Origin of the sequence: Microlunatus endophyticus, assembly GCF_014646195.1 — a bacterium.
GTDB lineage: Bacteria > Actinomycetota > Actinomycetes > Propionibacteriales > Propionibacteriaceae > Microlunatus > Microlunatus endophyticus.
Genome location: NZ_BMMZ01000016.1, coordinates 73,248 through 83,510 on the forward strand (window position 1 = coordinate 73,248; position 10,263 = coordinate 83,510).

At 66.9% G+C, this 10,263-nt stretch carries 9 protein-coding genes and 1 tRNA gene; 7 read left to right on the forward strand and 3 right to left on the reverse strand.

Features of this window, described 5'->3' with window-relative positions:
* Positions 1–236: 236 nt before the first annotated feature.
* On the reverse strand, positions 237–1,076 hold the full coding sequence (locus IEY07_RS22185) for an SCO6745 family protein (RefSeq protein WP_229670523.1): 840 nt from the start codon (positions 1,074–1,076) through the stop codon (positions 237–239).
* Between the two features lie 89 nt (positions 1,077–1,165).
* On the reverse strand, positions 1,166–2,290 hold the full coding sequence (locus tag IEY07_RS22190; RefSeq protein WP_188898015.1) for a tartrate dehydrogenase: 1,125 nt from the start codon (positions 2,288–2,290) through the stop codon (positions 1,166–1,168).
* Positions 2,291–2,370: 80 nt separating this feature from the next.
* Here IEY07_RS22190 and IEY07_RS22195 point away from each other — a divergent pair, with 80 nt between their 5' ends.
* From IEY07_RS22195 to IEY07_RS22215, 5 genes are all read left to right on the forward strand, one after another.
* The gene (locus tag IEY07_RS22195; RefSeq protein WP_229670524.1) at positions 2,371–3,363 is read left to right on the forward strand and encodes a S66 family peptidase; all 993 of its coding nucleotides are present in this window, start codon (positions 2,371–2,373) and stop codon (positions 3,361–3,363) included.
* A gap of 76 nt (positions 3,364–3,439) precedes the next feature.
* On the forward strand, positions 3,440–4,612 hold the full coding sequence (locus IEY07_RS22200) for a DNA polymerase III subunit delta' (RefSeq protein WP_188898017.1): 1,173 nt from the start codon (positions 3,440–3,442) through the stop codon (positions 4,610–4,612).
* A gap of 722 nt (positions 4,613–5,334) precedes the next feature.
* Entirely contained in the window at positions 5,335–5,934 is a 600-nt protein-coding gene (locus tag IEY07_RS24610; RefSeq protein ID WP_308422969.1) for a transglycosylase family protein, read from the forward strand.
* Between the two features lie 142 nt (positions 5,935–6,076).
* Complete coding sequence (locus IEY07_RS22210; RefSeq protein WP_188898020.1) at positions 6,077–6,928, forward strand: PSP1 domain-containing protein; 852 nt, start codon at positions 6,077–6,079, stop codon at positions 6,926–6,928.
* Positions 6,929–6,962: 34 nt separating this feature from the next.
* Positions 6,963–8,549: an alpha/beta hydrolase gene (locus IEY07_RS22215; protein ID WP_188898023.1), complete on the forward strand. Its 1,587-nt coding sequence runs from the start codon at positions 6,963–6,965 to the stop codon at positions 8,547–8,549.
* Here IEY07_RS22215 and IEY07_RS22220 read toward each other — a convergent pair.
* A complete protein-coding gene (locus IEY07_RS22220; RefSeq protein ID WP_188898025.1) occupies positions 8,546–9,085 on the reverse strand; it encodes a TetR/AcrR family transcriptional regulator in 540 nt (179 codons plus the stop codon). The two genes, IEY07_RS22215 and IEY07_RS22220, sit on opposite strands and share 4 nt — an antisense overlap.
* A gap of 86 nt (positions 9,086–9,171) precedes the next feature.
* On the opposite strand from IEY07_RS22220, the gene IEY07_RS22225 reads away from it, so the two are divergent.
* Positions 9,172–9,900, forward strand: a complete 729-nt coding sequence (locus IEY07_RS22225) for an SDR family oxidoreductase (protein ID WP_188898027.1) — start codon at positions 9,172–9,174, stop codon at positions 9,898–9,900.
* Positions 9,901–10,106: 206 nt separating this feature from the next.
* Positions 10,107–10,179: transfer RNA gene (locus tag IEY07_RS22230), tRNA-Thr, on the forward strand.
* Positions 10,180–10,263: the final 84 nt, after the last annotated feature.

Genomic DNA, 10,263 nt, shown 5'->3' on the forward strand with positions numbered 1-10,263 from the left:
GGAGGTCGTCGCTCCGGTGAAGCCATGTGCCCAGGGGGCACGGTGAACGGTGCGCCCTTGACTCCATGCGGCGGCTGCACACTCACGGTGCGGCTGGTAGCGCTTCGGCCGCCGGCTTCCCGACTGTCACGTTTGCGATGGCGCGCACGGCCTTTGCTTCAGCTCGGTACCACCGGCGAGGTGCTTGCTCCACGTCAGTACTCCGGCCACCCTTGATGAGCTTCCGCCGAATACGACTAACGCGAGCCGGCCGCGTCCAGGACCGCGCAGATCGTGTCCAGGTCGGTGATCAGTTGCTCCAGCTCGCCCGGGTCCAGCGCTGCCAGCGGCGCAGTCGCCAGCCGATCGGTGGCTGCCTCGATCTCGATCTTGGTCTGCCGGCCGACCGGACTCAGCCACCCGGAGTCGTCGATCAGCCCGCGCACGCGCATCCCGGCGACGACGGCTCCGAGCTGGGCAGTGGGCAGGTGGTGCACCCGGCCGTACTTCTCGGCCGGCGTGCCCTCGAAGAGAGCGTGCAGGACGTGCGCTTCGGTGCCGCCGATGCCCGCGGCGACCAGTGCCGCAGTGTGGCCGTCGCCGCGGTGCTCGCGGATCAGGGTGGCTGCGTGCCAGAGCCTGGCTACCGGATCATCCGGGACGGACAGCCGCCGTAGGCCGGCGTAGAGCGGACGTCCGACGATCGGGACAGCCAGGCCGGCCTTGGTGGCGAGATCGGCGGCTCGTACGAGTCCGGGCGAGTCGGCGAGGTGACCGAGGATCCGCCGCAGGGCGGCGACGCTGCCTTCCTGGCGTGTGGCCAGCGCGGCCTCGGGTGTGGTGATCGTCCAGACCCGAGGGATGTGGCGGGCGACCTCGCCGTCGGCGAAGTTGTAGAAGATCGCGTGCACAACCTCGGCCGGGGCCCGCCCGAGCGGCGCCGCACGGCCGGCGAAGTAGCCGTCCCAGTAGTTGTCGCGCAGGCCGAGCGCCGCCAGCGCCGCGCTCGGTTCCTCGGCGAAGTACGTGACGACGTGGATGGACTCCACGAGTCCGTGTATCCGCCGGGCGCTCCGCTCCAGATCCGCATCCATCATCTGATCACTCCTGGGATCCTGGGCGACCGGGCTGATCGCCTCCATCCGGACGTCGAACGGGTCCCCGCAAATCCGACGTTTCGCGGGAGCTACTTCGCGATCGCCTCGGCGATCGCCGTGCCGAGCTCTTCGCAGGAGGCCGTACCACCAAGATCGGGAGTGCGCAGGTCACCCCGGTCGAGTACCCGCTCGACCGCTGCCACGATCGCTGCAGCGGCCTCCGGATGCCCGAGGTGATCAAGCATCAGCGAACCCGCCCAGATCTGGCCGATCGGGTTGGCGATACCGCGCCCGGCGATGTCGGGCGCTGAGCCGTGCACCGGTTCGAACAGCGACGGGAACTCACCGGTCGGGTTGATGTTGCCGCTCGGCGCGACGCCGATCGTCCCGGTGCAGGCCGGCCCGAGATCGGACAGGATGTCGCCGAAGAGGTTCGAGGCGACCACCACGTCGAACCAGTCCGGATGCAACACGAAATGCGCCGCCAGGATGTCGATGTGGAATTTGTCGACGGTGATGTCGGGATAGTTCTCGGCCAGCGCGGCGACCCGTTCGTCCCAGTAGGGCATCGTGATCGAGATCCCGTTGGACTTGGTCGCCGAGGTCAGATGACCGCCGCGTCGCTGTGCCAGCTGGAAGGCGAAGTCCACGATCCGGTCCACACCGGTCCGGGTCATCACCGTCTCCTGGACCACGGTCTCGCGATCGGTGCCGTCGAAGATCCGGCCGCCGATGCTCGAATACTCGCCCTCGGTGTTCTCCCGCACCACGACGAAGTCGATGTCGCCCGGTGCACGATCGGCCAGCGGTGCCGGCACACCCGGCAAGAGGCGTACCGGGCGGAGATTGACGTACTGGTCGAAGCGCCGGCGGAACTGGATCAGCGATCCCCACAGGGACACGTGATCCGGTACGACGGCCGGCCAGCCGACCGCGCCGAAGAAGATCGCGTCGAACCCCCGCAGCACCTCGAACCAGTCGTCGGGCAGCATCGTGCCGTGCTGCTGCCAGTAGTCGACGCTGGCAAAGTCGAACTGCTCGGATTCCAGCTCGATGCCGAAGATCTCGGCTGCCCGCCGCACACTGCGCAGGCCTTCCGGCACGACCTCGCGGCCGATTCCGTCGCCCGGGATCACGGCGATCCGGTGGACGGCGGGCTGGGCGGGCCGAGTGGGCTGGGCGGGCTGGGCTGCGGCAGACGGTACGGCTGTCATCGGTCGGGACTCCCTTGGTGGCCGGCGATGCGCCCGATATTACGGGGGCGCGGTCGGCCGTCCGCCGCTAGCCTGCGGATGTGCTGCCGACGATCATTCCGCCCAAGCTCCAGCCCGGAGACACGATCCGGGTCGTTGCCCCGGCCCGCTCCCGGACCCTGATCATGGAGAACGACAACACCCGCTGGATCAACCGGCGGTTTGCCGATCTTGGTCTGACGCTGACCTTCGGTGATCATGTCGACGAGGACGACGCCTTCCGCAGTTCGCCGATCGCCTCTCGGGTGGCCGATCTGCATGCGGCCTTCGCCGATCCGGACGTTGCCGGGATCCTGACCGTGATCGGCGGATTCAACAGCAACGAGCTGCTCCCGTATCTGGACTGGGAGCTGATCGCGGCGCATCCCAAGATCTTCTGCGGCTATTCCGACATCACCGCACTGCAGAATGCGATCCTGGCCCGGACCGGGATGATCACCTACTCCGGGCCGCACTGGTCGAGTTTCGGCATGCGTGATCATTTCGAGCCGACCGGACGCTGGTTCGGGGCCGCGCTGATGGCCGACGAGCCGATCGAGCTCGAGCCGTCGACGGAATGGACCGACGACCCGTGGTTCGCGGATCAAGATCATCGTGAAGTCATCGCCAATCCCGGCTGGACGCCGTTGCGTGTCGGCGTGGCATCAGGACGGATCGTCGGCGGCAACCTCTGCACGCTCAACCTGCTGCAAGGGACCGACTGCATGCCGTCACTTGACGGGGCACTGTTGTTCCTGGAGGACGACTACCTGACCAATCCGGTCGAATTCGCCCGCAACCTCACCTCCCTGCTCCAACTACCGGACGCTCCCGGGGTCACCGGGCTCGTGATCGGTCGCTTCCAGCGGTCCAGCGCCGTGACGACCGACGTGCTGGAGGAGATCATCAGCAGGCAGCCCTCCCTGGTCGGCAAACCGGTCCTCGCCGGAGTTGATTTCGGCCACACCAGCCCGCTGATCACCTTCCCAGTCGGCGGGCGTGCCTGCATCCGGTTCGAAGCCTCCGGCTCCACGGTGACCATCTCCGACGACTGACTCCGACGACTGACTGCCACGACTGGGCCGGCCGATCGGTTGGCGGGCTGTCGGCGCCGGCAGGCAGAATCGGTGCATGACGTCAGCGACAGCGAGCACCCCGTCCGTGCTGACCGGGGTCTGGGCGGATCTGGTCGGGCAGGAGGGTCCGGTCGCCATCCTGCAGCGGGCGGTCGCCGGCGGAGCGCACGCGATGTCGCATGCCTGGCTGATCACCGGCCCGCCCGGATCCGGCCGCTCCAATGCGGCTCGATCGTTCGCTGCCGCCCTGCAATGCCCCGACGGCGGCTGCGGACACTGCCACCAATGCCGTACCGCGATCTCCGGCGCCCATCCGGACGTGACCTTGGTGCGGACGGAGCAGTTGTCGATCGGTGTGGACGAGGTCCGCGAACTGGTCCGCCGGGCTGCGATGAGCCCGACCCTCGGACGTCGCCAGGTGCTGGTGGTCGAGGACGCCGATCGGGTCACCGAACGTGGCGCGGACGCACTGCTGAAGAGCATCGAGGAGCCGGCGGCCAAGACGGTCTGGATCCTGTGCGCACCGACCGCCGACGACGTCGTGGTCACCATCCGCTCCCGTTGCCGGGCGCTGCAGCTGCACACCCCGACCGTCCCGGCGGTGGCCGGGCTGTTGCAAACGCGCGACGGGATCGACGCAGAACTGGCCGACTACGCGGCCCGGGCGTCGCAGGGCCACATCGGTCGAGCTCGGGCGCTGGCCCGCAATCCGCAGGCCCGGGAGCGGCGGCAACAGGTCCTGCGGATCCCCGACCGGTTGACCGGACTCGGCGGTTGCCTGGAGGCAGCGGCCGACCTGATCTCGGCTTGCACTGCCGAGGCCGACTCGATGACTGCCGAACTGGACGCCCGGGAGCGGGCCGAGTTGGAACAGGCGCTCGGTTTCGGCACCAAGGGCGCCAAACCGCGGCAGGCGCAGGCTGCACTGAAGGATCTCACCGAGCAGCAGCGGGCCCGGTCCAAACGGCTGCAGCGGGACGCGATCGACCGCGCGCTGACCGAGCTCACAGGCTTCTACCGCGATGTGCTCAGCGTCCAGACAGGCAGCGCGGCGATGCTGGTGAACACCGAGCTGACCGAGCAGATCAACCGGCACGCGCACCGGACCACACCGGAATCGACGCTGCGGCGGATCGACGCTCTGCTCGGCTGCCGGGAGGCGCTGGAGAACAATGTGGCCCCGCTACTGGCGGTCGAGGCGACGATGATCGGCCTGGTCGAAGGGTGACGGAGACGCTCGGCCCGGTGTCCAGCCTGAGAGGGATCCTGCCGATCCAGGGTTTCTTTTTGCTCAGCAAGGGCGGATCCCGTGGTCTCGGCGATTCGCGCGGGAGCCTTGGCAAGAACTGAGCCGAAAATCGTGCAGCTTTGATTGAAACTACAACTGGACTTGAAGGGCACCCTCGCGCGTGCGGCCCTGCAAACGTTTCCGAATTTGCAATGCCTTCCGGCGATTCCTACGGTGGCCGTGCTCCGTGTCCGAAACGTTATCAACGGGGATGACGGTGAAGAGGCGGGGCTACCAGCTGCATCAGACGTGTGGCTGGCACGTACCCGGTTTGCGCCGAACCTCACCGCAGCCGGGTCGTCGGTCAGGACCCGTCGGAACTCGGGGACCGATCGCCGGGAAAGTCCCGGGCGAAGGTGAGGGTGGGGCCGCTGGGGGTCAGCGACGGATGCGATCGGGCGTGAGCCTGGTCAGAATTCCCGAGCAGACTGCGGTTCCACGAGGAATGGCTTGGGCGACGGAGTGGCATATAAGACCGCTTCGCCGGCCAATCGCGCCGGGCACCTGACAGCCCGTCGTACGCCATCTCTCGCCGGCGCAGGTCAGGAAGGGAAGAGGACTTGTCCAACTCCAAGATCACCGCGCGGGTTCTGGGTGCAGGAGCGGCTGTCGCTCTGTCTGCAGGAATCGGCCTGGCGACCGCAACCCCGGCTCACGCAGACGTGTGGGATCAGGTGGCGCAGTGTGAAAGCAGCGGCAACTGGGGCATCAGCACCGGTAACGGCTTCTACGGCGGCCTGCAGTTCACCCAGTCCACCTGGAACGCGTACGGCGGCAGCGGCAATCCGGCCAACGCCTCCAAGTCCGAGCAGAAGGCTGTTGCTCAGCGCGTCCTGGCTGGCCAGGGTGCGGGTGCGTGGCCGGTCTGTGGCCCGCGTGCCGGGCTCACGAAGTCGAACGGCAACGCCACCAGTTACAGCGGCAGCTCGCACTCGTCGAGCAACTTCAGCTCGTCGCGATCCACCAAGAGCTACTCGTCCAACCACAGCTACTCGACCAAGAGCTACAGCTCCAACACCTCGAGCAGCTACACCCCGCGGCACAGCACCGGTAGCTACTCCGATCCGGCACCGCAGTACCAGCTGCCGAAGCACGCCTACCAGGGCAATGGCAAGCATGTGACGGTCAAGGGCGGCGACTCGCTGTCCGCGATCGCGACCAAGCACCACGTCAAGGGCGGCTGGCTTGCCCTGTGGAGCATCAACCACAAGAAGATCTCGAACCCTGATCTGATCGAGGTCGGTCAGACCATCGAGCTCTGATTCGACCTCGGGTCGAACTGGGACGGGCCCTGCCGTCCCGCGCACGACACAGCATCCCGCGTCGGTTCGTCCGGCGCGGGATGCTTGCGTCCGGCGGGCTGATCGCTGGCGCCCGAAGGGCTGTCCTACTACGGTCTTGTCCATGGCACAGATCATGGCCGTCAGCTTCGAGCGGTACGGGCGGCTCTACTACTTGGACTCCGGCGGGCAGAATTATGCCGTCGGCGACCGGGTGCTGGTGCCGACCGACTCCGGGGCCGAGGTCGCCGAATGCGTGTGGGCACCCGAGTGGGTGAGCGAGGATTTCGGTGACCTGCCCGTCTGTGGAGGAAAGGCCTCGGCCGATGATCTTGAACGGGACGCGGCGAATCGGCGGCGTCGTGCCGAGGCGAAGATCGTCGCCAAGAAGTTGATCAAGAAACATGACCTTGCGATGAAGGTCGTCGGGATCGATTACCTTGATCACGATCCGCAGGTTGATCAACTGGTGGTGGTCTATTTCACCGCTCCGCACCGCGTCGACTTCCGATCGCTGGTCAGCGATCTTGCCCGGGCGCTGAGATCGCGGATCGGCCTGCGGCAGGTCGGTGCCCGGGACGCTTCCCGGCTGACCGGGGGCGTCGGCAGTTGTGGCCGGGAATTGTGTTGTGCCACCTTCTTGAAGGATTTCGAGCCGGTCAGCCTGCGGATGGCCCGGGACCAGGATCTGCCCGCCAATCCATTGCGGATCTCCGGCGCCTGCGGCCGGCTGATGTGCTGCCTGAAATACGAGCACCCGCTGTACGCCGAATTCGCCCGGACGGCACCGGCCGTCGGGTCCCGAGTCAGCACCGAGCAGGGTGACGGCGTGGTGGTGGCTCATCAGGTGCCGGCCGATTCCGTCGTGGTCCGGATGCGCGATTCCGGTGCCGTGACCTCGTGTTCGCGAGCTTCGGTCTGCGGCTCGCGCGCGGCCTATCGCGGCCGCGGCGAGCCGGAGCCGACAGCGGACTGAGCAGACGCAACCGCCGGCCAAGTACTCTCGTCGGGTGATCAGCGCACGGACCCGACTGGCGTACGCGCTCGTCGCGGTGCTGCTGATGATCACGGCCTGCACCCAGCAACCTCATCCGCCGCAGCCGAAGATCCCACAGCCCAGTGGCGCTCGCCCTCCGGTCACTGCCGGCTCGACCGCCCGTCCGGTCGAGCCGGTGCCGTCGGTCCGGCCGCCAGGCATGGTCGATCCACCGTCCGGTCACGGGATGTCCCGCTACACCGGTCAGAAGATCAACTGGCGGGCCTGCGCCACGCACGGTGACCGCACCAAACAGTGTGCGACGGTGCTGGTGCCGTTGGACTATGCGCATCCGAACGGGACGGCGATCACTCTGGCGATCGCGCGGACGCCGAGCACCGCTGCCCATCCGGAGGGTTCGATCTTCACCAACCCGGGCGGACCGGGCGCCTCCGGTGTCGATTTCCTCGACTACTTCGATGATCACGGGCTGCGCGCCCGGTTCGACATCGTCAGCTGGGATCCGCGCGGCACCGGAAACTCCACGCCGGTGCGGTGTTTCACCGATCAGCAGATGGACGATCTGATCGGAATCGACTACTCGCCGGACACTCCGCGAGAGGTGCAGCGGTTGATCAACCTGAACACCGCCTTCGGTCAGGCCTGCCTGGCGAAGTCCGGTGCGCTGCTGGAACACCTCTCGACCGCCGACACCGTTCGTGATCTTGATCTGCTGCGCCGGCTGCTCGGTGAACCGCGGATGAACTACTTCGGTTTCTCCTACGGGACGACGATCGGGGCGATGTACGCGACCATGTACGGCGACCGGGTCGGCCGGATGGTCCTGGACGGGGCCACCGACGTGGGCAGCACGCCGACGGTCAGCCAGGCGGACGGATTCGACCGCACGCTGGGCAACTTCGCGACCTGGTGTGCGCAGCAGGACTGCAGGCTGGGCAGCAGCAAGCAGAAGGTGCTGACGACGGTCGGGAGTTTTCTGCAGCAGCTTGATCAACATCCGATCGCCGCCGGCCAGCGACAGCTGAGTCAGGCGCTGGCGACCAGTGGTCTGCTGTACGCGCTGTATGCGCCGGCGAGCAGCTGGCCGCAACTGCTCAAGGGCCTGGAGCTGGCGATCTACGCCCACAACGGGAGCGTGCTGCTGAGCTGGGCGTATGCGTATTACGAGCGCGACGGTTCGGGGCACTTCGACCAGTTCAACGCCGCGTTCCCGGCGATCCTGTGTGCTGACGAGCCGAATACCGGTGCAGCCGCCGAGCTGAAGGCATGGGCGGCCGACGAACAGCGGGCAAGGACCCTCGGCCAGCTGATCGGCCCCGACCTGACCTGCGCGACGTGGCCGGTGAAGTCCAGCAACGACACCCAGCACAAGATCAGCTACTCGGGCCAGACCCCGGTCGTGATCCTCGGCACGACCGGGGACCCGGCCACGCCGTACGAATACGCCCAACACATGCACGATGCGCTGACCAGCAGCCGGTTGATCACCCTGGACGCTGACGGGCATCTGGCTTTCGACCAGAGTCGGTGCGTGCAGACCAAGGTGATCGACTACTTCGACAGTGCGACGGTGCCGGCGAGCAGCACCTGCCCGAACTAGCGTTCGCGCGTCCGCAGCCCGTCGAGCAGGACGTCGAGCAGCCGTGGCACCCGATCGCGCCACTCGTCGGCGCCGACGTGGGCCAGGAACCACGACAACAGGATGACGTCACGGGGGTCGACGTCCCGCCGTACCTGTCCCGACTCGACCCCGGCCGCGAGCAGTGTCGTGAGCGCCCGTCCGAGCTTGTCGTGTGTGGTCGAAGACATGTCCGCCCAGACCGACGCCTCGACCACTTCGATGATTCCCACCTTGACCCGCGCGTAGGCCGCCAGTCGTTCGAACCAACGTCGCAGGGCCTCGTCAGGGGCGTGCGCGGCGACCAACGATTCCGCAGCGTCGACGAGGTCGTCGATCTCATCGGTGTACAGCGCGGCGAGGAGGTCGTCGCGGGAGGCGAAGTGTCGGTAGAGCGTGCCCTGACCGACGCCGGCCTTCTTCGCGACCGCACTCAGATGCAGTTCCCCCGGCTCGGAGACCATCTCCCGGGCGGCATCGAGGATCGCCGCGCGGTTACGCGACCCGTCAGTTCGCATGCCGGCCCACCCTTCTTGAAAACGGACATGATGTCCGCTTTACTGATACCGGACACAGTGTCCGTTTCAGAGAAAGAAGCTATCCCATGGATCAGGTTGTCGCCATCACCGGAGCAAGCAGCGGTATCGGCGCCGCGACGGCGCGGAGGCTGGCCCGCGCCGGTGCGGCCGTCGTCCTCGGTGCGCGACGCACGGACCGGCTCGGCGTGCTGGTGGACGACATCCGTGCTGCGGGCGGACGAGCGGAGGCCGTGCCGACCGATGTGACGAACGCTGCAGACCTGCAGCGTCTCGTACAGCGCGCCGTCACCGAGTACGGCAAGCTCGACGTCCTCGTCAGCAGCGCAGGAATCGGGCCCATCTCGCGCTTGTCGGCCCGGCGCACCGACGAGTGGGAGGCGATGATCGACGTGAACCTCCGCGGTGTGCTGCATGGCATCGACGCGGCGCTCCCGGTGTTCGGGCGACAAGGCCGTGGTCACTTCGTCACGATCGTCTCGACCGCCGGACTCAAGATCCTGCCGACGATGGCGGTCTACGGCGGCATCAAGAATGCTGTCCGCACGATCCTGGAGGGTCTCCGGCAGGAGTCGACGGACGGCACGATCAAGACGACCGCGATCTCTCCGGGCTACGTACGCACCGAGTTCGCCTCCACGATCACCGACGAGGAGGTGCTGGCGGGAATCCAGCAGGGCATGGATGATTTCGCCATCGATCCGGATGCCGTCGCGCGAGCGATCGAGTTCTCGATCGACCAGCCCTGGGATGTCGAGATCGGCGAACTGGTCATCCGGCCGACGAGACAGGGCTGAGGATCCTCCAGCAACCAGTACGGCCGTCTCCCGGGTGACGTGCTCCATCACCTGAACTTGTTGCGTACGATCCCCGGTGGCCACGGGGCCGATGTAGCCACGCAGCGGGTGGCCCGGTTCGACCGGCGGCATTCGATTTCCACCCGCGTCGGTGCCGCCGATATAGTTGGCTGCCGCTGCCGGAAAGCTTGTCGGACCGGGAGTGCGCCACCTTAGCTCAGTCGGTAGAGCGATTCACTCGTAATGAATAGGTCGTCGGTTCGATTCCGACAGGTGGCTCAGATTGCCGAGTTGTCATCTCGCAGGACATCGGTGACGGTTCTGCATCAGGACATCGGTGACGGTTTGGGTGTTCTTGGTGGT

What these genes read in the sequence shown, in the direction of transcription:
- IEY07_RS22185 (WP_229670523.1), bottom strand. Translation starts at nt 1,076, where the DNA reads ATGATGGATGCGGATCTGGAGCGGAGCGCCCGGCGGATACACGGACTC.
- IEY07_RS22190 (WP_188898015.1), bottom strand. Translation starts at nt 2,290, where the DNA reads ATGACAGCCGTACCGTCTGCCGCAGCCCAGCCCGCCCAGCCCACTCGG.
- IEY07_RS22200 (WP_188898017.1), top strand. Translation starts at nt 3,440, where the DNA reads ATGACGTCAGCGACAGCGAGCACCCCGTCCGTGCTGACCGGGGTCTGG.
- IEY07_RS22210 (WP_188898020.1), top strand. Translation starts at nt 6,077, where the DNA reads ATGGCACAGATCATGGCCGTCAGCTTCGAGCGGTACGGGCGGCTCTAC.
- IEY07_RS22220 (WP_188898025.1), bottom strand. Translation starts at nt 9,085, where the DNA reads ATGCGAACTGACGGGTCGCGTAACCGCGCGGCGATCCTCGATGCCGCC.
- IEY07_RS22225 (WP_188898027.1), top strand. Translation starts at nt 9,172, where the DNA reads ATGGATCAGGTTGTCGCCATCACCGGAGCAAGCAGCGGTATCGGCGCC.